General features: G+C 69.1%; 20 protein-coding genes. 8 read left to right on the top strand and 12 right to left on the bottom strand.

Features of this window, described 5'->3' with window-relative positions; translation table 11 throughout:
* Nucleotides 1-852: a biotin--[acetyl-CoA-carboxylase] ligase gene (locus LXN57_RS41390; RefSeq protein WP_251803779.1), complete on the bottom strand. Its 852-nt coding sequence runs from the start codon at nucleotides 850-852 to the stop codon at nucleotides 1-3.
* Nucleotides 853-868: 16 nt separating this feature from the next.
* Entirely contained in the window at nucleotides 869-1,924 is a 1,056-nt protein-coding gene (locus LXN57_RS41385; RefSeq protein ID WP_251803778.1) for a hypothetical protein, read from the bottom strand.
* A 122-nt stretch (nucleotides 1,925-2,046) separates the two neighbouring features.
* Here LXN57_RS41385 and LXN57_RS41380 point away from each other — a divergent pair, with 122 nt between their 5' ends.
* Nucleotides 2,047-3,600 carry an acyl-CoA carboxylase subunit beta gene (locus tag LXN57_RS41380; protein ID WP_251803777.1) on the top strand — a complete coding sequence of 518 codons (1,554 nt, stop codon included), beginning with the start codon at nucleotides 2,047-2,049 and terminating at the stop codon, nucleotides 3,598-3,600.
* Here LXN57_RS41380 and LXN57_RS41375 read toward each other — a convergent pair.
* The 4 genes from LXN57_RS41375 to LXN57_RS48690 form a co-directional block, all read right to left on the bottom strand.
* On the bottom strand, nucleotides 3,597-4,256 hold the full coding sequence (locus tag LXN57_RS41375; protein ID WP_251803776.1) for a M50 family metallopeptidase: 660 nt from the start codon (nucleotides 4,254-4,256) through the stop codon (nucleotides 3,597-3,599). The genes LXN57_RS41380 and LXN57_RS41375 overlap by 4 nt on opposite strands.
* A gap of 132 nt (nucleotides 4,257-4,388) precedes the next feature.
* The gene (locus LXN57_RS41370; protein ID WP_251803775.1) at nucleotides 4,389-5,123 is read right to left on the bottom strand and encodes a M50 family metallopeptidase; all 735 of its coding nucleotides are present in this window, start codon (nucleotides 5,121-5,123) and stop codon (nucleotides 4,389-4,391) included.
* A 73-nt stretch (nucleotides 5,124-5,196) separates the two neighbouring features.
* Nucleotides 5,197-5,385 (bottom strand): hypothetical protein, encoded by a 189-nt coding sequence (locus LXN57_RS41365; RefSeq protein WP_251803774.1) that lies wholly within the window; start codon nucleotides 5,383-5,385, stop codon nucleotides 5,197-5,199.
* 97 nt (nucleotides 5,386-5,482) lie between these two features.
* Nucleotides 5,483-9,178 (bottom strand): serine/threonine-protein kinase, encoded by a 3,696-nt coding sequence (locus tag LXN57_RS48690; RefSeq protein ID WP_438872974.1) that lies wholly within the window; start codon nucleotides 9,176-9,178, stop codon nucleotides 5,483-5,485.
* A gap of 101 nt (nucleotides 9,179-9,279) precedes the next feature.
* On the opposite strand from LXN57_RS48690, the gene LXN57_RS41355 reads away from it, so the two are divergent.
* The 4 genes from LXN57_RS41355 to LXN57_RS41340 all read left to right on the top strand — a co-directional run bounded on the left by LXN57_RS41355 (nucleotide 9,280) and on the right by LXN57_RS41340 (nucleotide 13,229).
* Nucleotides 9,280-9,477: an acyl-CoA carboxylase subunit epsilon gene (locus tag LXN57_RS41355; RefSeq protein WP_251803773.1), complete on the top strand. Its 198-nt coding sequence runs from the start codon at nucleotides 9,280-9,282 to the stop codon at nucleotides 9,475-9,477.
* Between the two features lie 92 nt (nucleotides 9,478-9,569).
* Nucleotides 9,570-10,016: a hypothetical protein gene (locus LXN57_RS41350; protein WP_251803772.1), complete on the top strand. Its 447-nt coding sequence runs from the start codon at nucleotides 9,570-9,572 to the stop codon at nucleotides 10,014-10,016.
* 1,288 nt (nucleotides 10,017-11,304) lie between these two features.
* Nucleotides 11,305-12,540, top strand: coding sequence for a S8 family serine peptidase (locus LXN57_RS41345; protein ID WP_251803771.1), 1,236 nt, complete (start codon nucleotides 11,305-11,307; stop codon nucleotides 12,538-12,540).
* 77 nt (nucleotides 12,541-12,617) lie between these two features.
* The gene (locus LXN57_RS41340; RefSeq protein WP_251803770.1) at nucleotides 12,618-13,229 is read left to right on the top strand and encodes a Maf family protein; all 612 of its coding nucleotides are present in this window, start codon (nucleotides 12,618-12,620) and stop codon (nucleotides 13,227-13,229) included.
* Nucleotides 13,230-13,235: 6 nt separating this feature from the next.
* Here the strand turns inward: LXN57_RS41340 and LXN57_RS41335 are convergent, their stop codons facing one another.
* From LXN57_RS41335 to LXN57_RS41325, 3 genes are read right to left on the bottom strand one after another with little or no spacing between them, the layout of a single operon-like run.
* The gene (locus LXN57_RS41335) at nucleotides 13,236-13,991 is read right to left on the bottom strand and encodes an ABC transporter permease (protein WP_251803769.1); all 756 of its coding nucleotides are present in this window, start codon (nucleotides 13,989-13,991) and stop codon (nucleotides 13,236-13,238) included.
* 3 nt (nucleotides 13,992-13,994) lie between these two features.
* Nucleotides 13,995-14,939: an ATP-binding cassette domain-containing protein gene (locus tag LXN57_RS41330; protein ID WP_221375568.1), complete on the bottom strand. Its 945-nt coding sequence runs from the start codon at nucleotides 14,937-14,939 to the stop codon at nucleotides 13,995-13,997.
* Between the two features lie 29 nt (nucleotides 14,940-14,968).
* Complete coding sequence (locus LXN57_RS41325) at nucleotides 14,969-15,553, bottom strand: PadR family transcriptional regulator (RefSeq protein ID WP_251803768.1); 585 nt, start codon at nucleotides 15,551-15,553, stop codon at nucleotides 14,969-14,971.
* Between the two features lie 59 nt (nucleotides 15,554-15,612).
* Here LXN57_RS41325 and LXN57_RS41320 point away from each other — a divergent pair, with 59 nt between their 5' ends.
* A complete protein-coding gene (locus tag LXN57_RS41320; RefSeq protein ID WP_251803767.1) occupies nucleotides 15,613-17,355 on the top strand; it encodes an acetyl/propionyl/methylcrotonyl-CoA carboxylase subunit alpha in 1,743 nt (580 codons plus the stop codon).
* A 319-nt stretch (nucleotides 17,356-17,674) separates the two neighbouring features.
* Here the strand turns inward: LXN57_RS41320 and LXN57_RS41315 are convergent, their stop codons facing one another.
* Nucleotides 17,675-18,217 carry a GNAT family N-acetyltransferase gene (locus tag LXN57_RS41315; RefSeq protein ID WP_251803766.1) on the bottom strand — a complete coding sequence of 181 codons (543 nt, stop codon included), beginning with the start codon at nucleotides 18,215-18,217 and terminating at the stop codon, nucleotides 17,675-17,677.
* Between the two features lie 341 nt (nucleotides 18,218-18,558).
* Between LXN57_RS41315 and LXN57_RS41310 the strand changes: the two genes are divergently transcribed.
* Nucleotides 18,559-19,386, top strand: coding sequence for a DedA family protein (locus LXN57_RS41310; protein WP_251803765.1), 828 nt, complete (start codon nucleotides 18,559-18,561; stop codon nucleotides 19,384-19,386).
* Here LXN57_RS41310 and LXN57_RS41305 read toward each other — a convergent pair.
* A complete protein-coding gene (locus LXN57_RS41305; RefSeq protein ID WP_251803764.1) occupies nucleotides 19,316-20,761 on the bottom strand; it encodes an NAD(P)H-quinone dehydrogenase in 1,446 nt (481 codons plus the stop codon). The two genes, LXN57_RS41310 and LXN57_RS41305, sit on opposite strands and share 71 nt — an antisense overlap.
* Before the next feature lie 90 nt (nucleotides 20,762-20,851).
* On the opposite strand from LXN57_RS41305, the gene LXN57_RS41300 reads away from it, so the two are divergent.
* The gene (locus tag LXN57_RS41300) at nucleotides 20,852-21,313 is read left to right on the top strand and encodes a gamma-glutamylcyclotransferase (RefSeq protein WP_221375564.1); all 462 of its coding nucleotides are present in this window, start codon (nucleotides 20,852-20,854) and stop codon (nucleotides 21,311-21,313) included.
* A gap of 8 nt (nucleotides 21,314-21,321) precedes the next feature.
* On the opposite strand, the gene LXN57_RS41295 is transcribed toward LXN57_RS41300, so the two are convergent.
* A complete protein-coding gene (locus LXN57_RS41295; protein WP_251803763.1) occupies nucleotides 21,322-22,278 on the bottom strand; it encodes a GNAT family N-acetyltransferase in 957 nt (318 codons plus the stop codon).
* Nucleotides 22,279-22,316: the final 38 nt, after the last annotated feature.

Below are 22,316 nucleotides of genomic sequence, written 5' to 3'. Positions count from 1 at the left end.
TCAGCGTACGTGCAGCACGTCACCCGCCGAGACACGATGCTCGGCGCCGTCCGCCGTCCGGACGACCAACTGGCCGGCCGCGTCCACCTCGGTCGCCTCGCCGGTCAGCGTCTCACCCGCCGGCAGCAGCACCCGCACCTGCCGGCCGATCGTCGAGCAGCTCCGGCGGTACGCCGCGAGCAGCCCGGACATCTCCGCGTCGCCGCCCGCCTCGCGCCAGCCCGCGTACCACGAGGCGAAGCCACGCAGCAGCGCCCGCAGCAGCGGGTCGCGGTCGGTCACGGCGGCGCCGGCCACCCGCAGCGAGGTGGCGGGCAGCCCGTTGGTCTCGGGAAGCTCCTCGGCGCGAGTCGTCACGTTGAGCCCGAGCCCGACCACGACCGCGTCGCCGGACACCTCGGCCAGGATTCCGGCGCACTTGCGGTCGCCCACGAGCAGGTCGTTCGGCCACTTCAGGGTCGCCTCGACCTCGGCGACCCGCTCGACCGCGTCGCACAGCGCCACGCCCGCCAGCAGCGGCAGCCAGCCGAACGTGGCCGGCGACAGGGTGCGCCACTCGTGCTCACGGTCCGGACGGCCCGGTCGCAACAGGACACTCAGGGTAAGACCGGCCCGGGCCGGAGAGACCCACTGCCGGTCGCGGCGGCCCCGGCCCGCGGTCTGCTGTTCGGCCACGACGACCAGGCCCTCGGGCTCGCCCTTGGCCACCGCGGCGCCGACGTCGGCGTTCGTGGAGGCCGTCTCGGCGACGACCTCGACCCGCGTCCACAGGCTGCCCGGAGTCACCAGGGCGCGCTCGAGCGAGCGCGGTGACAGCGGAGGTCGGTCGAGGTCCGTGAACGGCGAGGACATTCGCCGAGCCTAGCCTCTATCTGGGCGGGGGCTCGGCGGCGTGACGGCTGACATATACGCGGGTGCTGCGGTCGGGGGGTTCGACGGACGGGCGAGGGCGGGGGCGCGGACGGCGACGGCGGGCGGGCGGCTGGTCGTCGGAGACGGCGGCGAAGAGCTGAGTGGTGGGTAGCGCTTCGTTCTCCGTACGCCACTCGCGTCTTTCCCGGCGGTCGCTGCGGCTCTCCTGTTTCTCGGCGCGACCTGCCCGCTTCTCGTTGCGGGCGGACCAGCTGCGCGGCGGCCCGAACCGCTCGTCGGACCGGGCCGAGACGACCTCGGTCGGCTCGTGCTCGACCGGGGCCAGATCGAAGCCGGTGGCCGGCTCGTAGTCGGGAACGGAGGGGAGGCGCTCGACGGGCGACGGCCAGCCGTAACCCTTGGCCGAGGGCTCGGGGTCCGGGTCGAGGTCGACCGGGATCGGCGTCCAGTACTCGCCGGACGCGGGCTCCTCGGGGACGTGCCGGTACTCGGGGCGGACCCAGCCCTGGATGCGGTGGCCGTAACGCTCGCCCGGATAGTCCGGCTCGTCGTCGTCGAGGTCGTCGAAGCCGGGAGCCGGGTCGAGCTCCAGATCGGGCACGAGCTCAAGTCCGGCCAGCTCAAGTCCGGCCAGCTCAGCGGGTTCCGGGCCGTGATCGACGGGCTCGGGGACGAAACCGACGGGCTCGGGTGCGAAGTCAACGGGTTCGGGCACGAAGTCGGCGAGCACGCGTTCCGGCTCCGCCGAGGCGGCGCGCGGATCATCCTCGTACGAAAAAGGCTCTTCGCCCTCCTCGGCCAGCCCGATCGACGCCAGCGCTCCCCGCGGGTCCTCCTCGGCCGGCGGGATCAACGGTTCCGGCGCCCGGCCGCGCCGTCGGCTTCCCCTCGGACCGCGAGACTTGGGCTGGATCTCGGCCGCCTCGGCAGTACGCGTATTGCGCCCGGCCCGGCGGCTGCCCCGGGCAAACAGGACGGATCGGAAGCAGATCAGCGTGGCGAGCCCGCCGGCGATGAGGGCGATCCCGGCCGCGGTCATCCAGTTGGTCACGACACAGGTAACGAATGGGGCATTGAGTGCGAAACGCACCCGTAGCGGCGCGAGGCCTGCTATCGCACTACGATCATTACTGACCAGTACACCGCCGCCCGTGGAGAGCGCAGGAAGCCACCGTGACCGACATCCACAGCACCGCGGGCAAGCTCGCCGACCTCGCCCGGCGCACCGACGAAGCCGTGCACGCCGGCTCGGCCCGAGCGGTCGAGAAGCAGCACGCCCGCGGCAAGAAGACGGCCCGCGAGCGCATCGAGATGCTGCTCGACGAGGGGTCGTTCGTCGAGCTGGACGCGCTGGCCCGGCACCGGTCCACCAACTTCGGCCTCGAGAAGAACCGCCCGTACGGCGACGGCGTCGTGACCGGCTACGGCACGGTCGACGGCCGGCAGGTCTGCGTCTTCTCCCAGGACTTCACGATCTTCGGTGGCTCGCTCGGCGAGGTCTTCGGCGAGAAGATCGTCAAGGTGCTCGACCTGGCCATGAAGATCGGCTGCCCGATCATCGGGATCAACGACTCCGGCGGCGCCCGCATCCAGGAGGGCGTGGTCGCGCTCGGCCTGTACGCCGACATCTTCTTCCGCAACGTCCGGGCCAGCGGGGTCATCCCGCAGATCTCGCTGATCATGGGCCCGTGCGCGGGCGGCGCCGTCTACTCCCCCGCCATCACCGACTTCACGGTGATGGTCGACCAGACCTCGCACATGTTCATCACCGGCCCCGACGTGATCAAGACGGTGACCGGCGAGGAGGTGGGCTTCGAGGAACTGGGCGGCGCCCGCACCCACAACAGCCGCAGCGGCAACGCCCACTACCTGGCGTCCGACGAGGACGACGCGATCGACTACGTGCGCGCGCTGCTCTCCTACCTGCCGTCGAACAACCTCGACGAGCCGGTCGTGTTCGCGGATTCCGCGCCGCGCGACCCCGATCTCGAACTGGACACCCTGATCCCCGACTCGGCCAACCAGCCGTACGACATCAAGAAGGTCGTCGAGACGGTGGTCGACGACTTCCTCGAGGTGCAGCCGCTCTACGCGCAGAACATCGTGGTCGGCTTCGGCCGGGTCGAGGGCCGCCCCGTCGGCGTGGTCGCCAACCAGCCGCTGCACCTCGCGGGCACGCTCGACATCGCCGCCTCGGAAAAGGCGGCCCGTTTCGTACGCACGTGTGACGCCTTCAACATCCCGGTGGTGACCTTCGTCGACGTGCCCGGCTTCCTGCCCGGCACATCACAGGAATGGGACGGCATCATCCGGCGCGGGGCGAAACTCATCTACGCGTACGCCGAAGCCACCGTCCCCAAGGTCACCGTGATCACCCGCAAGGCCTACGGCGGCGCGTACGACGTGATGGGCTCGAAGCACCTCGGCGCCGACCTCAACTTCGCGTGGCCCACTGCGCAGATCGCCGTGATGGGCGCCCAGGGCGCGGTGAACATCCTCTACCGGGCCGAACTCGCCGAAGCCGAGGACCCGGCCGCCCGCCGCGCCGAACTGATCCAGGAGTACGAGGACACGCTGGCCAACCCGTACATCGCCGCCGAACGCGGCTACGTCGACGCGGTGATCATGCCCTCCCAGACGCGCGCCGAGGTCACCCGCGGCTTGCGCACCCTGCGCACCAAGCGCGAATCCCTGCCGCCCAAGAAGCACGGCAACATCCCCCTCTAAACGGGGTTCGTCAACAGCAGGACGCCGCCGTAGACCAGAGCGACCATCGAGCCCAGCCAGAACAGCGCCACGAAGAACGCGTCGGACAGACCGGTCGCCTCGGCCAGCGTGCCGGTGTCCGGTTCGCCGCCGTTCTTCCAGTTGCCGTACAGCTCGGGGATCTGCCGGGTGCCGCCCATCAGCAGGAACCAGATCCAGATGTACGTGAACACGAGCTGGACGTCCGCACTCGCGCGCATCGCGACTGTCCACACGAGCGCGGCGGTCGCCGGCACCGCGATGAACCCGAACACGTTGCGCACCATGACCAGCAGCACGGCCAGCAGCACGAGGGTCATGAGCAGGATCGACCGGGGACTGATGCCACGCACCAGCATCCACGCGCCGGCCAGCCCGAAGATCGAAGGGCCGAGGTAGCCGGCCAGCCCCGCCGCCAAGGTCTGCAGGACCGACCATTTCTCCTGCCGGTAGGCGGTCGAGCCGCTGCCGCCCCGATCCACCCGCACCTTCTTGACGAACAACCCGGTGAGCGACCCGAACATGGCATGCCCACCCTCATGGGCGATCGTGATGGCGTGCGTGGTGACCCGCCACAGCGGCACAGCCGCGACAAAGGCGAGCACCGCCGTCGTCCACGCCAGCCCCGGACCACCCATGCCCCGGAAGCTAACGCCCCCGACGCACCCGCCCCATCACCCTTTGGTCCGGATACGTGACCTGAAGGTGGCGTTCCGTGATTGACATTCATGGCCTCGGAGGGGGCTAGGGATGGGGCCGCGAAATGAAGATCAAGAAGTGGTTGCGGGGAGCCACTGGCCGGCCAGCAGGAAGGCGCCCGCGACCAGGGCGGCCAGGTTGACGGCCAGGAAGACGCCGACCCAGAAGATGGCGGGCACGTGGGTGACGTGGGCCAGTTGGTCGGCGTCGGACTCGGGCATGCGGCCACGCCGGCGCAGGCTCTGGAGTTCGAAGACCGGGCGTACGCCGCCGAAGAGCAGGAACCACACCCCGGCGTACGCGAAAGCGGCTTGCACTTCCGGTGTCGCGTACCACGAGACCGCGAAGACGATCGCGCCCGTGACGACCAGGGAGAGCACGCCGAAGAGGTTCCGGATGTTGATCAGCATGAGGAGCAGCAGCACCACGGCCAGCCAGAGCAGCAGCGTGATGCGATTGCCCCCGAGCAGCCAGGCACCCAGCAGACCGACCAGCGACGGCGCTATGTAGCCGCCCAGCAGGGTGAGCATCATGCCGGGGCCGGTCGGGCGGCCCGACGACAGCGTCAGGCCGGAGGTATCGAACTCGAGCCGGATGCCGCGCAGTCTGCGCCCGGTGAGCAGGGCGAACAAAGCATGCCCACCCTCATGGGCGATCGTCACGGCGTTGCGGGCGATCCGCCACACCGGGCGGAAGGCCACCGCGAGCAGGCCGGCCAGCGCGGTGAGCAGCACCAGCAGACCGGGCGGGTCCGGTTGGGCACCGAGCAGCTTGTCCCAGAAGTCAGTCACGCCTTCGATCGACACAGCGCGGAACTGTATCCGATCTCGCTATGCGGGTCCTGGTACGCGCGGGGACTTCTGTTGCCGGCGACCTCTGTTACGCGCGGCGGCGGACCACGGATTCGGCGGGTACGGCGGCCGCACGCTTCGTGAGCAGCGGACGGGCAGCGACGAAGCCCCCGGCCAGCACCGCCAGCGCGACCAGCACCGAGATCGTGACCAGCGCACCCGCCGCGGCGGCGAGAATGGCCAGGTCAGCAAGGGCCACCAGCATCCACAGGGCCATCGTGGGCTTCCTGCCGTGTCGTCGGCAGTTCATGTCGTACCTCCCGATCGTGATGCGACATGAACTACCCATTCATTCGCGTCATCACTCACCGGAGTTACTTCTTGGGCTGAAACCCCTGGTAAACAAGCTTGAGATCGGCTTGCGAAGCGTCCCAGTCGTCGGGTGAGACATACCAGGAGATCGAGTACGCCTGGCTGTCGCTGACGATGATGTTGCGCTTCACCGCGTGCTGGGGGTTGCCACTGCTCGTGGTGTAGAAGAACTCCCAGTCAGCGGCCTGCTTGAAGTAGTTGCTGACCGGGACCAGCTTCACCTTCTGGTAGTCCCGGTAGTCCCGGCCCGCGCGGTCCCGCTCCTGCTGCTTCCAGTCGGCGAGCGCGTCGGGCTTCGGCTCGTCGGTCTGGTCGATCAGCAGCAGGCGGTTGTTCCACCGGATGCGGGTCTCGCTGCCCGACTGCGAGATCGAGGCGCTCTTGGGCAACGGCACCTTGAAGCCGGAACCGTCCGAGTACACGCGCCAGGTGCTGGGCAGGGCCAGCCCGGCCGGGCTCGACGGCGCCGTGGACTTCGGCGTGGACGGGGCGTTGCTGGGGGCTCCGGCAGCCGGTTTCTGCGACGCGCCACCGGCCGAGGCGGTGGGGACGACCGGTGGTTGCTGAGACTGGTTGTCGTCGCCGTCACTACCGAGAACGCCGATGAGCACGACCACCAGCACGATGATGAGCAGCAGGACACCGCCGGCGAACGCGGCCTGGCCGTAGGTGAGGCGCGTGCCGAAGACGGTGACACCGGGCGACTGGCGCACGGGCATGGGGGCCCAGGCCGGGCGGGACGAGCGATTGAAGGCGGGCGCCGGGCTCAGCGGTTCGGCGTCGTCGACCGGGGTGTGCTTTCGCCGTGCATTGGCCGGCAATTCCGCACGCGTACGGTCCTGAGGCGCCGCGGCTGCGGCCGAGGGCACGGTCGGGACGTCCTTGGCTTGCGCCTCGGTGGCCCTGACCTTTGCGTCCGGGGAGTCGCTCTTCGCGCTAGTCGCTTGGGGATCGCTCTTCGCGGTGGTCGTTGCAGCGCTGGCCTGCGCGGCGGAAGAGGGGCTGCCCTTCTTCGCGGCGGCCTGAGCGGTGCTGTCGTCTGCGGCGCTGTCCTGCGCGGCGTCGCTCTCCGTGGCGTTGCTCTGGGCGGCGTTGCTCTCCGCAGCTCTGTCTGCCGCAGTGGCGACCTCAGTGCCACTCTTGGCAGCTACCTCTGGGGCGTTGTTCTGCGCGGTGCTGCCTTGCTCGGTGCTGCCCTGCTCGGTGCTGCCCTGCGCGACGTCACCCTCCGCGACGGCGCCCTGCTCGGTCCCGACCTGCGCGGTGTTGCCCTGCTCGGTGCCGCCCTGCTCGGTCCTGACCTGCGCGGTGTTGCCCCGGGCAGTGCCACCCTGCTCGGTGCTGCGCTGCTCGAGGCTGTCCTCCTCGGGCCGAGCCTGCGCGGCCCCGGCCTGCTCGGGGCTGCCCTGCGCAGTTCCGCCCCGCACGGTGTCGCCCTGCTCGGGGCTGCCCTGCGCGGTGCCGCCTTGCTCGGTGCCGCTCTGCTCGGAGCTGCCCTGCTCGGAGCTGCCCTGCGGGGAGCTGCCCTGCGCGGAACTGCCTTGCTCGGAGCTGCCCTGCTCGGAGCTGCCCTGCTCGGAGCTGCCTTGCTCGGAGCTGCCCTGCGGGGAGCTGCCCTGCGCGGAACTGCCTTGCTCGGAGCTGCCCTGCGGGGAGCTGCCCTGCGCAGCACTGTCCTCCGTGGTGGATTGGGCGGCGCTCTTCGCGGCACGTTCCGAGGCATTGTTCTGCTCGGCGGCGGTCGGGGTCTCGCCCTCGGAGTTCGGCTCGGCTGCAGCGGGCGCGACCCTCTTCGCCGGCGCCGCAGTCTTCTTGCCCTTGGCCGGGGCGCTCTTGGCCGGGCTCACGACCTGGGTCGCGTCCACGACAACGGGCTTGTCGGGCTCGCCCTTGGCTGACCCGCCGTCCTTGACGTCGCCCTTGGCGCCTGCCGGCTGGGTGCCCTTGGGCTTGGCTCCTGCAGGCTTGGCGCCCGCAAGTCTGGCGTCCTCGGCCTTGGTCTTCGCGGGCTCGGGCTTCTTCGCCGGCTCCGTGATCTTGGTTGTCCGGTCGACCGGCTCGGAGATCTTGGTTGTCGTGTCAGCCGGCCGAGCGGGGGGCCCCGCGATCTTCGTCGTCTGGTCGACCGGTGCCGGGATCCTGGTCGTCTTGTCGGCAGGCTCGGGCGTGTTCCGCTTCGGCTTGGCCGGGGCCGTCGTGTTCTTCGACGGGGTTTGGATCTTGGTGGTCGGGTCGGCCTGCGCCGGCACCGGCTTCTGCTCGGCCGGCGCGTCGGGTTCCACTCGCGGGATCAGGGCGGTGGCGTCCGCCAGGGAGCGCTCGTGCTCGGGAGCGGCCGTCTTTCGGCGGTTGGCCGCGACGTCTGCTGCCGTGAAGCCGGATTGCGCGCCACGGGACGTACGGGAAAGCCCGCCACTCGCATGCGGGCCGGACCGCGGCGGCTCGGACGTGTGGGGACCCGTACCGATGAAGGTGGTCTTGTCGTCGCGGACCGGGGGCCCGTCGACGCGCGTGGCATCGATCTTGGGACCGTCGACCCGGGTCGCGTCGAGGCGCGGCGCGTCCACCTTCGGCGTGTCGACCCTGGTCGGGGTCTCGGCGGCGGGACGGCTCACCGGCGCCTTGCCCGGCGCGAAGACCGGACGGTCCTGGTCGGCGCCCGGGCGACCCGGATTGACGGGCGGCTGCGGCGGGCTCGCGGCACGACCCTGCGCCGGCGTGACCGGCGTACGGCCGGGTGGGTTGGCCGGACGGGCCACCGGAGGACGTGGACCCGGCACGACCGGGGTGGAGGCGGTGCCGCCGGTCAGTGCCGCCCGGTCGCGGCCGACACCCGGACGGCGCATCGTCGGGCTCATCGGGAAGCTCAGCTTGGAACGGCGGCCGGCGGCGCGCAGCAGCAGGCGCTCGGCTTCCTCGGCGTTGATGCGATGCGTCGGGTCCTTGCGGAGCAGACCGTTGAGCACGGGCTTCATCGGGCCGGCGTTACGCGCGGGCGGCGGGTTCTCGGTGGCCAGCGCGGCCAGGGTGGCGATCGCGGACGGGCGGGCGAACGGCGAGGCGCCCTCGACCGCGGCGTAGAGGGTGGCGCCCAGCGACCAAAGGTCGGCGGCCGGACCGGCGGAACCGTCCCGGGCCCGCTCGGGCGCGATGTAGGCCGGCGAGCCGAGCACCAGGCCCGTACGCGTGACGTTGGGGTCCCCCGGGACGGTGGCCAACCCGAAGTCGGTGAGCACCACTCGGCCGTCGGCGCCGATCAGCACGTTGCCCGGCTTGACGTCGCGGTGGACGACACCGGCCCGGTGGGCGGCACGCAGCGCGTTGAGGACGCCCAGACCGATCTCGGCGGCGCGCACCGGGCTGTACGGGCCGTCGGCGGCAAGCGTGTCCTGCAGCGAGCGGGACGGCACGTACTCCATGACGATCCACGGGTCGGCATCCGTACGCAACACGTCGAAGACGCGGACCACGTTGATGTTGTTGAGCCGGGCGATCGCACGCGCCTCGCGCAGCGACCTCTCTCGCATCTCTTGCCGCTCGCCTGCGGTCAGGCCGGGCGGCGGCACCAGTTCCTTGATGGCAACTTCACGGTGCAGGACGACATCGGTCGCCCGCCAGACACGACCCATCCCGCCCTGACCGAGCGGCGCGACAAGCCGGTAACGGTCAGCGACTACGAGCGGGGGAGAGGAAGACATCACGGAGAAAATACCCGGTCATGTCGAGCGACAGCGAATCGATCAGCCGAGTGTGGGATGCGTGTCACCGGATCTCCGCTGTCAAGCCGTACGCTCGGTCGATGAATACGGAACCGCTGGTCAGCGTCGTGCGTGGCAAGCCCACCGACATCGAGCTGGCCGCGCTGGTCACGGTGCTGGTGGCGGCATCCAGCGAAGTTGATGCCGAGCCTGCTCAGACCCCGGTTTCCCACTGGTCCCGATCCGCACGCCCATCGATGACCCCCCACTCGTGGAAGACGTCGGCACTCCCCCGATAGATCATCGTTCGTCACTGTCCACAGGGTCCCCGACGCTGGCAGTGACCGACTACTCTCACAAGCGCTCCAATGTTCGGACCGGGGAGGCGCAGATGATTCCGGAGGAGGATCGCGGTCCCGCATGGCTGCGTGACTACGGCACCACCGACTTCGGCGCGATCGAGGCCGACATCCAGGCGATGGAACAGTTCGCCGCCAAACTCGCCGCCAACGTGAAAGACAGCTACGCCCCCCACATGTCCACGGTGAGCGAATCAATGGGCACACCGCTGCCGCCGCCACCGGGCGAATTCGTCGAGCTTTCTTCGTTCCTGCTGGCCCACCGCGAGGCGCAAGACGTCACCCACCAGAACGTCTACAACTACGCGAACGGCACTCAAGGCTTCGCGAACGCGGCCGCCGACATCAGCAAGCAGTACAGCGGCTCCGACGCCTTCGCGCACGCCCGGGTCAGCGACGTCGACAAGGCCTTCGACAAGGTCGGCATCCCCGAGGCAACGACACCCATAACGCCCACGACCAGCGAGGGGAACCTCTGATGCTCGTCGCCAGCGGCGGTGGAGGAGCCGGCGGCACCCCGTGGGGCATGCTGACGATGCAGCAGATGCAGGCGCTCATCCAGAACCCCGACACAGCCAGGCATTACGAGCTGCTGACGGGCTGGAAGCAATCGGCCGACCTGCTGGTCGAGCACCGCTGGCAGGTGCAGAACTACCGAGACAACCTGGCGTCGGTCTGGCCCCCGGAAAAGAACGCGGCCTCAGCGGCCTACATCGCCCGCCTGGACGAGCTGATCACCAACCTGAGCGAAACCTACGAAGCCGCCATCTCCAACCACGACGCCTTCGCCGCGGCCACGCTCTCCATCAGCCTCGCCCAGAAAGAAATGGACGACCTGGCCCGAGAGTACGAGTCAAACGAGCAACTCCTGCTGACCCACACGGCCCCACAACAGTCAGCAAGCGGCCAGCCCCAGCCAACCCCAAGCCCGAGCCCTAGCGGCGAACAGCCCCCGGTAGCCCCCGGCCGCCAAGAGGCCCTACACCAAAAAGCCGTAACCCTCCTAAGCGGCGTAAGCGCAGACCTGGCGCAGGCTCAAGTCAACATCCGCACACCCCAGCCTTATCGACCGAACTCGAAGTTTGATGACCCGACGGACACCGGCACCGGCGGCTACGTGCCTCCAGCCATTCCACCTGTTGTGCCAAGCTTCGACGACAGACCTCGGTCGGCAAGTCCGAAGGCTCCAACAGCCACATTCCCGACGTCCCCGTCCGTTGCGCCGCCCGGCACCCCGCAACCGCCAGCTCCACAACCAGGGTTGATTTTGGGCGGAGCAAACCCTTCGGCTACACCCCCTCCCCTCTCCGGATTCTCCCCGCTCACGCCGACAGCCCCCAGCGTTTCCGGGCCTACTTCGCTGGCGCCTGGCGGTATCCCCTTGACGCCAGGCGGCTTCAGCCCTCCCGGCGGAAGCGCCGTACTTCCTCCGGCGAGCTCCGGTGCGCCTGGCAGGACTGCGGCGCTTCGTGATGGGCTCAGCCGACCAACCGGATCAGTCCCCGGCGGCATTCATGCAATGCCCCCCGGCGGAATGATCGGAGGTGCCCCTGGCATTGGAGTGGCTCAGCCTGGCGGCGCGAGGCCATCCCCCAGCCGGATCAACCCGGTCGGGGGTGTAATCGGCGGCGCGCCTCCCGGCAAACCGAGCGGCGCATATGTTCCCGGTCCACATACGTCCGCGAGTAACGCTCTCTACGGTCAACCGAACGGCCGCAGCCTCGGTAAGCGACAAGAGGAACAGGACCGCTGGGATCCTGACAATCCATGGCAGACGGCATCTGGTGTCGAGCCAGTCGTTCTACCACCTCGGGAGCAACGTGTAGATCCCGGACCTGCGATCGGCCTCAATTGAGGATCTTAAGCAAGGTCGGCGCTGCGACCGGGTCCTCGCTCCTTGCCATAGCGCTATGCCCGGCATCTCCTGCATTCGCGGACTCGGTTCGTGATCGCCAATGGTACCTAGAGAGCTTGCAGGTGGCGCGAACGAGAAGCATCTCGACCGGCGCTGGCGTCACAGTGGCGGTTTTGGACACAGGAGTTGCTTCGCACCCTGATGTCAAAAGAAACTTACTTTCAGGCAGCGACCTAACCTCGTCCAGTATTCGCGATGGCCGCAATGACATAGATGGTCATGGAACCCGAATGGCTGCACTAATTGCGGGCCACGGCCGATCACCCGGTTCAGGAATTCAAGGAATTGCCCCCAACGCCAAAGTCCTACCCGTAAGAATCTCCAAGGACGGGCATGAGATCGACTCGGCGGTCATGGCCGAGGGCGTAATCTGGTCCGCCAACCAAAAATCCAAAATTATTAATATTTCAGCTGGCGCCGGACCCGGGTTTGACCTTCAAGATGCAATTAATTCCGCAATCAATGATGACATAGTCGTCGTCGCCGCAGTGGGCAATACATCTTCAGGAGCCATCGTTAGTTACCCTGCGGCATTCGACGGCGTCCTGGCGGTTGGAGCATCTGATCGAAACGGAAAGTATTCGGCCGCCTCTGTCAAAGACGACAAGGTCCAGATATGCGCACCAGGGGTTGACATCATTTCGGCCCAACCTACAAGCACCTACGGATCTGCGACCGGAACATCTGATTCTTCTGCGATCGTTTCCGGCGCTGCGGCTCTCGTAAGGTCGAAATTTCCGGAGCTTTCGGCGAAGGACGTTATTCGACGACTGACCGACACAGCGGATGACATCGGGCCGCCAGGGCGAGATGACGAATGCGGGTTCGGGCGACTAAATATCGTGAAGGCGCTTACCGTTGGGGCGCCGCCACCGGAGAGCGCCACTACTGCCCCTAGCAGCGGTGATCCGAACACAGCCACAAACGCGCCTGGCGCCGTGCGGCCGGAATTTGCATCACCCGAGGCGGCGGCGACGCCCGAGCCGGCCAGCGACAGCCGTGTTCTGATTTGGGGCGGCCTCGCGGGTGCTCTCGCTATCATTGCTGTGCTCGCAGGGCTCTTGTTGCGTCGGCGTCGGCGAAGTTAGACGCCAATGGCCCCGTTTGAGGTGAAACAACGACTCCCGCGCTCTTCGAACGCCGTGGGGCTTGTAGCCTCTTGAGCGTGGAGAAGGACATTGTGTATCGGTTGATTCTTGCTTCGGCCAGTCCGGCTCGGCGCGGGTTGCTCAGTGCGGCCGGGATCGAGGCTGACGTCATGGTCAGCGGCGTGGATGAATCGACCGTTGAGGCTGCGGATGCGCACTCGCTCTGTCTCGCGCTGGCGCGCATGAAGGCGCGCACCATTGCCGCTCAGTTGAACGCCGATCCGGGGGTTGTCGTGCTCGGGTGTGACTCCGTGCTGGCGTTCGAGGGTGAGGTTTTCGGCAAGCCGGCCAATGCCGAAGAGGCCACCGCGCGTTGGAAGCGGATGCGTGGGCGGGCCGGCGTGCTGCACACCGGGCATCACGTGACCAGCCTTGTCACCGGCAAGCAGGCCGAAGCGGTCGGCACGACCACCGTGCACTTCGCCGATATCAGCGATGAGGAAATCGCCGCCTATGTGGCCAGCGGGGAACCGCTGCACGTGGCCGGCTCGTTCACGCTGGACGGCCGCGGGGGCGCCTTCGTGGAGCGCATCGAAGGCGACCCCGGGAACGTCATCGGGCTGTCGCTGCCCCTGCTCCGGAACCTGTTGGCCGAGATGGGCGTGCCCTATATCGCCCTCTGGAAGTAGTAGGGGTCAGCGGACGCTTCGGGCGAACTCCCTTGCCGCCCAGCCCACCGCCACAACGGCCAGCACGGCCATGATGAGCAGGCCCTGCCAGACATCCGGCGCGCCGAGGTCACCGCGGAACAGCGCCCTCGTGCCGTTGACCGCCCACGAGAACGGATTCCAGTCGGCGACGCCCTGGAGCCAGCCGGGGGCGTACGTCAACGGCAGCAGGATGCCGCTGAGCAGCAGCACCGGCTGGGCGACCGTGTTCATCAGTGGCGCCAGTGCGTCTTCGCTCTTCACCACGAGGGCCACGCCGTACGAGACCGCGGACGTCATCAACGAGATCAGCGCCAGCATCAGGTAGGCCAGCAGCAGGTTGGGCACGAAGACCCGCAGGTCGAACACCAGCGCCAGCAGCGTGATGATGACGGCCTGGGCGATCAGCGACACCACGTCGCGCAGTGAGCGGCCCAGCAGCAGCGCCAGGCGGCTGACGGGGGTCACCCGGGACCGTTCGATGACGCCGGCCCGCAGCTCGGCGATGAGGCCGAAGCCCTGGAACAGGCCGCCGAAGATGGCCAGGAGCACGAGCAGACCGGGTACGAAGATCTCGTACGCCTCGGCGTTGGTCGGCACCTGCAGGGCCGGCTTGAGGAGGGGGGCGAAAAGCAGCAGGTACATCACCGGCTGGAAGACGCCGACGAGAATCCAGACCGGGTTGCGCAGCAGCAACTGCATCTGGCGGTTGAAGATCAATGAGGTGTCGCGCAGCAGCTTCATTTCTCAGCTCTCCCGCAGCGATCGGCCGGTCTTGGTGAGGAACACGTCGTCGAGGCTGGGCCGGTGCAGCTCGACGGTGCCGAGCGGGACGCCGGCCGCGTCGAGGGCGCGCAGGATCTGCGGGATCGCCACGGCGCCGTCCTCGACGTAGAGGCGCACGTTGTCCTCGTACGTCTCGGTCTTGTAGGAAGTCAGGGCCTGGACCGCCGCCGGGACAGCATCGACCGGCAGGCCGACCCGCACGACGTCGCCCGAGATCTCGCGTTTGAGTTCGGCCGGCGTGCCCGAGGCGACGATCTCGCCGTTGTCCATGATGGAGATGCGGTCGCAGAGCGCGTCGGCCTCGTCGAGGTAGTGGGTCGTGATGAAGACGGTCATGCCCTCCGCGCGCAGCCGTCTGATCTCGTCCCACATGTGGGCCCGGCTCTGCGGGTCGAGGCCGGTGGTCGGCTCGTCGAGGAAGACGACCTTGGGCTCGTGGATGATGCCGAGCGCGATGTCGACCCGCCGCCGCTGGCCGCCGGAGTAGGTCTTGCACTTGCGGTCGGCGTACTCGGTCAGCTGGAACCCCTCGAGGACGCGCGCGGCCCGGGCGAGCGCATCACTCTTCGAAGCGCCGTAGAGGCGTGCCTGGAGAACCAGTTCCTCGCGGGCAGTGGAATCGTCCCAGGTGCTGCCGCCCTGGGCGACGTAGCCGATCCGCCGGCGAACCTCGCCCGGGTCGGCGCGCAGGTCGGCGCCGGCGATCGTGGCCGAGCCGTCGTCGGGGACGATCAGCGTGGCCAGCATGCGCAGCGTGGTGGTCTTGCCGGCCCCGTTGGGACCCAGGAAGCCGAAGATCTCGCCCTCGGCGACGGTGAGGTCGACACCGCGTACGGCCTCGACCGTCTTTTTCTCGCGCCCCTGGCGCGACACGAACGACTTGCGTAGCCCGCGCGTCTCAATCATGCAGGCGAGCCTACGACCGTCAAGTTTTACTAGTCAAACTTTAATTTGGGATCGGCGGTACTCTGCGCCTCGTTCAGCGGTTGCCAGGCGTCCCCCATCGTTTCAATGCGCCGGGCCGTGCGCTCGCACCAAGCGATCTCGGCCTCGGCCATGACGATGCTGCGCTCCCACATCCACGCCACGAAGGCCGGTTTGTTGTCGGCCCAGTCGGCCTTGGTCGCCGCTTCGAGCTGCTGCGCGCCGGCCCGCAGCTGGTTCGCCCGGTTCCGCAACGCCGCCGCGGACTCCTCGCGGGAGAGCGCGGGCAGAAAGGAGAACGCGGCCATGAACGGGTCGGGACCCGGCGTCAGGTTCCACCAGCCGTTCCGCAAGAGCGCCTGAAACTCCGCCTTGCCCTTGTCGGTGGTTTCGTACGTCGTACGCGCGGGACGGCCACCCACCTGCTCGGTGGCGACCTCCCGCAGCAACCCCTCATCGGTCAACTTGCGCAGACCGTGATAGATCGACCCCGGTTGGACGTTGGCCCATTTGTCGGCGCTCCAGCTCAGCAGCTCACGCCGTACGTCATAGCCGTGCACCGGCTCCAGCCACTGCACCAGGCCGAGGATCATCATGCGGGTCGCGGACACTCCGTCAGCGTAAAACTGTCGGTCGCTGCGGCTAGGCTCAGCCCGTGCGCAAGGTATTGATCGCCAACCGTGGCGAGATCGCCGTCCGGGTCATCCGGGCCTGTCAGGACGCCGGGCTGACCAGCGTCGCCGTCTACGCCGACAGCGATCGTGACGCGCTGCCCGCCCGGCTCGCCGACGAGGCGTACGCGCTGGTGGGCGAGACCGCGGCCGACACCTACCTGAGCATCGGCAAGCTGCTCGAGGTCGCCGCGCGCAGCGGCGCCGACGCGGTCCATCCGGGCTACGGTTTCCTCTCCGAGAACGCCGATTTCGCCCAGGCGGTGCTCGACGCCGGCCTGACCTGGATCGGCCCGACCCCGCAGGCGATCCGCGACCTGGGTGACAAGGTCACCGCCCGGCACATCGCCCAGCGGGCCGGGGCGCCGCTGGTGCCGGGCACGGCCGAGCCGGTGGCCGACGCGACCGAGATCGTCGCGTTCGCCGAGCAGCACGGTCTGCCCGTGGCGATCAAGGCGGCGTTCGGCGGCGGCGGGCGCGGGCTCAAGGTCGCGCGCACGATCGACGAGATCCCGGCCCTGTTCGAGAGCGCGACGCGCGAGGCGGTGGCGGCGTTCGGGCGGGGCGAATGCTTCGTCGAGCGCTACCTCGACCGCCCCCGGCACGTCGAGGCGCAGGTGCTGGCCGACACGCACGGCACGGTCATCGTCGTCGGCACGCGTGACTGCTCCCTGCAACGGCGGCATCAGAAGCTCGTCGAAGAGGCGCCGGCCCCCTTCCTGAGCGAGCAGCAGCGAGCGTCCATTCACGAGAGCGCGAAGGCGATCTGCCGCGAGGCCGGCTATCACGGCGCGGGCACGGTCGAATACCTGGTCGGCCAGGACGGCACGATCTCCTTCCTCGAGGTCAACACCCGCCTCCAGGTCGAGCACCCGGTCAGCGAGGAAACGGCCGGAATTGATCTCGTACGCGAGCAGTTCCGCATCGCCGCGGGCGAACCGCTGCGGTTCACGAGCGATCCGGCCCCGCGCGGCCACTCCATCGAGTTCCGCATCAACGGCGAAGACCCGGGCCGCAACTTCCTGCCGGCCCCCGGCGCGGTCGAGGCGCTGGTGTGGCCCCTCGGCCCCGGCGTCCGGGTCGACGCGGGGGTCGAGGCCGGCAGCGTCGTCGGCGGAAACTTCGACTCCCTGCTAGCCAAGATCATTGTTTCCGGCCGTACGCGGGAAGAGGCCCTGGAACGCTCGCGCCGGGTCCTCGACGAGACAGTCATCACCGGGCTGGCCACCGTGCTGCCGTTCCACCGCGCGGTGGTGCGCGACCCGGCCTTCACGTCCGAGCCGTTCACCGTCCACACCCGATGGATCGAGACGGAGTGGGAAGGCGGCATCGAACCCTTCACCCCGAGCGGCGAGGCAGCGCCGGGCGCCGAAGAACGCGAGACGGTCGTGGTCGAGGTCGGCGGCAAGCGCCTCGAGGTCAAGCTGCCGTCGAAGCTGTTGCGCGCCGGCCCGGCAGCGGCCGCGCGACCGGCTGCACGCCGCGGCGGCGGGGGCGCTCAGACCCAGACGAGCGGCGCGGCGCTGATCGCCCCGATGCAGGGCACAGCCGTCAAGGTGGCCGTGGCCGACGGCGACAACGTGTCCGAGGGCGACGTGATCGTGGTGGTCGAGGCCATGAAGATGGAGCAGCCACTCACTGCCCACCAGGCCGGCACGGTGTCCGGCCTGTCGGTGAAGGTCGGCGAGTCCGTCACCGCCGGATCAGTGGTGTGCAACATCGAGTGACCGCAACCGGCACGGCGGTGTGACGGCAACCGGCACCGGAAAGTGGCCTCCCGAGGTGAGCCGGGAGCGGAGCTTTCGTCACGGCAGACGCGATAGAACCGGCCCCAGATGGGAGCCGGCCAACGCCACAACAGCAGACCCAGGCGGTGAGCCGGCCAACGCCACAGCAACAGACCCAGGCGGTGAGCCGGCCACGGCTACAGCAACAGCCTCAGATGGGGAGCCGGCCACCGCTACAGCAACAGCCTCAGATGGGGAGCCGGCCACCGCTACAGCGGCGGGCTCAGATGGGGAGCCAGCCACCGCTACAGCGGCGGGCTCAGGTGGTGGGTAGCCAGTAGCGGAGCTTCTCGTCGCGGCGGGCGGCCGGGACGCCGCCGTTGCGTTCGATGGTTCGGCGGGACGGCTCGTTGTCGAAGTCGCAGGTTATGAGCACCTTGGAAAGGCCCAGAGCAGCCGCCACCGGCCGTGCCGCGGCCAGCATGGCGGTGGCATGGCCCTGGCGGCGGGCCGAGGGGCGTACGTCGTAACCGATGTGACCGTTGCGTTCGCCGGCGGGACCGGGCGCGAGGCGGTGGCGGATGTTGAGGCGGCCCAGGTAGGCCTCGGCCTCGAGCCACCACAGCACCGTCGTGGGCACGTAGCCGGGCGGGCGGGGTGTCTCTTCCCGGCGCTGCGCGAGCAGGAAGCCAACAAATTCCGCGAAGCCCGCCGGGCTCGACCAGGTCGGCGCGTACGCGCGAAGGTCGGCCCCGATGTTGCTGAAGTCATCCGGGCCGCCGCGCCCCTCGGCCACGTACTCGTCCATCGCGGCCAGGAACGACGGCCGGACAACGACTGTGGGCGGGACCAGCGCGGGCACGCGCTCCAGCGTAGGTGAGGCAGAGGTGGGCCGCCCGTACGGGACCTACGGACGGCCCACCGGCCGGCACACCGAGAACGGGGGACCCGGAGTTCCGGCAACTTCACGGTACGCCCGCCGCGCTTCGGCGAAAAATCGCTCGGACAAATACGGACCGAACGCCCTTACGAGACGGCAGCGTCCCGAAAATGACAGGCACCGCGGGAATCGAGGCTTTACCGTGTCAGGCATCACCGACGACCGGGTCTGATCAGGGAGCATGCTGAACACAGCACATTCTCAGGTGACTCCACGGACAATGTCGTGGGCCCCGAATATAAAGCCGCGAGGTGGCGAGACCGATGACCGAACTGTTGACCATGATGGCAACACCGGCATGGGCGTACCTTGCTCTTTTCGGCTTCCTCGCCATCGACGCGCTGATCCCGGTGGTGCCGATCCAGGCGATCATGATCACATCCGGCGCGCTGACTGTCTACGGCAATTTGGATCTTGCTCTGGTCATCCTGGTCGGGGCGCTGGGCATGTTCACCGGCGACGCCATCGCGTTCGTTCTCGGCCGCAGCAGCGCTGAGCGGGGCACGGGCCGGCTGGCCGCCTTACGCGCCCGCTACGCCCCCCGGCATGACGACGAGGCCAAAGACCCTTCCCGTACGAAGCTGGCGGCCGCCCGCTTCACCCGCGGCCTCCGCCGGCCGGGCCCGCTCGTCCTGCTGCTCTGCCGGTTCGTGCCGGGCGGGCGCATGGCAGCGGGCTTCCACGCCGGCCGGCGCGGCTACCCGGTCAAGCTCTTCGTCCTGTACGACGGCGCCGCCGCGATCGCGTGGGGTTCGTACGGCGGCCTGGTCGGCCACATCGGCGGCACGGCGATCACCCAGTCGGCCTGGCGACTGTTCGCGATCGCCGCCACCGCCGCCGTCGTCTTCGGCACCGCCGGCTGGATCCTGGCCCTCTTCGGGGGCCGCAAGGAAGAGGGCCGCAGGGAAGAGGCTCGTCAGCTCGCCGTCGCGGCCGAGCAGGCGGCGGCCTTCGACCTCGAGCGGGCACTCGCCGCTGGGGCCGGGGCCGCCGATTTCCACCAGGCCGCCGAGCCGGACGCTACTGCAGCTCGTGCTGCATCAGCTGACGCGCCGCTTCCGCGATCGACCCCGACAACGACGGGTAGATAGTGATCGTGTGGGCCAGCTGGTCCACGGTCAGGTTGTTCTCGATCGCCATCGTGATCGGCAGGATCAGCTCGCTCGCCTTGGGCGCGACCACCACCCCGCCCACGATCTGACCGGTCGCCGGGCGGCAGAAGAGCTTCACGAAGCCGTCGTGCAGGTCGGCCATCTTGGCCCGCGCGTTGCCGGTCAGCGGCAGCATCACCTGTCGCGCCGGCACTCGGCCCGCGTCCACGTCGTTCTGTGTGACGCCCACGGTGGCCAGCTCGGGGTCGGTGAAGACGTTGGCCGAGACCGTACGCAGCCGCAGCGGCGCCACGGCCTCGCCCATCGCGTGCCAGATGGCGATGCGGCCCTGCATGGCGGCCACGCTGGCCAGCGGCAACACCCCGGTGCAGTCGCCGGCGGCGTAGATGCCGGGCACGTTGGTGCGCGACACCCGGTCGACGGTCACATAGCCGCCGTCGCCGACCTGCACGCCGTACTCCTCGAGCCCGAGGGCCGCCGTGTTGGGCACCGCGCCGACCGCGATCAGCGCGTGCGAGCCCTCGACGACCTGGCCGTCGCCCAGCGTGACCTGCACCCCGGAGCCGGTGTTGACCACGGACTTGCCACGGGACTGGCTGAGAATGGCCATGCCGCGCTCGCGGAAGACCCGCTCGATCGCCATCGCGGCGTCGGCGTCCTCGTGCGGCATGACCCGCTCGCGGCTCGAGACCAGGGTGACCTGCACGCCCATGGCCAGGTAGGCGCTGGCGAACTCGGCGCCGGTCACACCCGAGCCGATCACGATGAGGTGGGACGGCAGCTCGGTGAGGTCGTAGAGCTGACGCCAGTCGAGGATGCGCTCGCCGTCGGGCTGGGCGGTCGCCAGCACCCGGGGCGTGGCGCCCGTGGCCAGCAGCACGGTGGTGGCCTCAACCGCGTACGTGTCCCCGTCCAACCGCCCCGCCGCCGCCCCTGACCGGACTGAAGACTGGCCTGAATGCGGCGTAACCAGCACCTGGTGGGTATGGCCGAGGGTGTCCTCCCCCAACCGGGCCCGGCCGTGCACGACGTCGACCCCGGCCTTGATCAGCTTGGCGTGGATGTCGGCCGACTGGGCCAGGGCCAGCTTCTTGACCCGCTCGTTGACCGCCACCGCGTCGACCGACACGCCCTCGAGCCCGGCCGAACGGATGCCGAAGCGCTCGTTGTGCCGGTAACCCGTCATGACCTCGGAGCTTGCGATGAAGGTCTTGGAGGGCACACAGTCGGTCAGCACGCAGGCGCCGCCCGGGCCCTCCGCTTCGACGAGGGTGACGTCCGCGTCGAGTTGCGCGGCGACCAGGGCCGCCTCGTACCCGCCCGGTCCCCCACCGATGATCACGATCCGGCTCACAGCGTTCCAACCCTCTTCCCGCATGGCAGTTGTGCCGACACGCACTCCTTGTATTCTCCACGACCGCCCTGTCCGGCTATCGTCATCGCCGTGCGTCATTACGCCGCGTATGGCTCAAACCTCGACCCGGCCCGCATGCGGGCCTACTGTCCGCACTCGCCCATGGTTGGCGTGGGGTGGATAGAAGGCTGGCGCCTGACCTTTGCCGGTGAGGGGGAAATCGGCAGCGAGGGCGCCGTCACGACGATCGTCGAGTCGCCCGGCGACCGCGTCTTCGTGTCGCTCTACGACGTCCACCCGTGGGATGCGTCACAACTCGACGAGGTCGAGGGGGTGACTGCGGGCGCATACCAGAAGGTCACCGTACGTGTATCGACGCTCGAGGGCGAGTTCAGCGCCTGGGTCTACGTCTTCGCCGGCTACGAGGGCGGCCTGCCCACGGCGTGGTACCTGAGCGAGATCGCCACCGCGGCCGAGAAGGCGGGCGCCCCCGACGACTACGTCGAGGAGCTGCGCCGCCGCCCCACCGGCCCCTCGTCACCCGAGGTCTAGATCGACCTCTAAATCCACTTCTGATAGATGTTGGCCTCGTACAGCGGCTTCATGCCGACGGCGAGGTAGAGCCGGGCGGCCCTCGTCGGGTTCGCCATGTCGACGCCCAGCCCCGCCTTGTCGCGTCCCTTCGCGGCGTAGGCGGCAAAGGCGCGGCGCAGCAGAGCCTCGCCCAGACCCTTCTTCCGGTACGACCCCAGCACCGCGAGCCGCTTGACCCAGCCCTCACCGGAGTCCTCGTCGCTGTCGTACGACGACTCGAGCACGCCCGCGACCACGCCGTCCACCTCGGCCACGAACCACTCGTCGAAGACCGGCGCCGGATCGTCGGCGACCTGTCTGCGCCAGTTCTCGTAGGACGCGCTGCGGTGGTCGGAGTCGAGGAACGCCTGCTCGATCACGGCGTGGAAGGCTCGTAGGTCGCCCTCGTCGTCGGCCCGGACCGTACGCAGGGTGACGCCCGCCGGTGGCTCCGGAGCCACCGCCGGCACGTCCTCGAGCGGGATCTGCATGCGGGCGTGCTGCTTGAGGAAGGCGAACCCGTGCTCGGTCAGCAGGTCGATGTACGCGATTTCGGTCGGCACCGCCCCGGCCCGCACCTCGTACGTCCCGTGGCCGAATTCGATCTTGCGCTCGGCGACCCGGGCCAGCATGAGCTCGAGCAGCGGGCGCATCGCCGGCGCCCCGTCCCCCGGCCACACGTACACCTCGATGAAGTCGCGGTTCTCGCCGGTCGCGTTGCCCGGATAGGTCCAGCCGACGATGCGCCCGCCGGCGTCGCACGCGACCCAGACGTCGCGCGCCAGGTCGGTGTTGGGCTCGGTGAGCGCCTCACGCACCTCTTCGGCGGTGTAGTCGGGATAGCCGACAGCGGCGATGTCGCTGGCGTGCACCAGCTTCAGGATCGCGGGCGAGTCGTCGAGGGCGGGCCGGCGCACACTCCAGCCGTCGGGAAGCTCAGTCACCCCGGCATCGGATCACGACCCGGGCCCGCCGGGCGAGC

Source organism: Paractinoplanes hotanensis (genome assembly GCF_023717965.1).
In the GTDB taxonomy this organism is placed as follows: Bacteria; Actinomycetota; Actinomycetes; order Mycobacteriales; family Micromonosporaceae; genus Actinoplanes; species Actinoplanes polyasparticus.
Note: the sequence above shows the minus strand (reverse complement) of the source record. Positions and strands in the feature narration are given on the sequence as shown.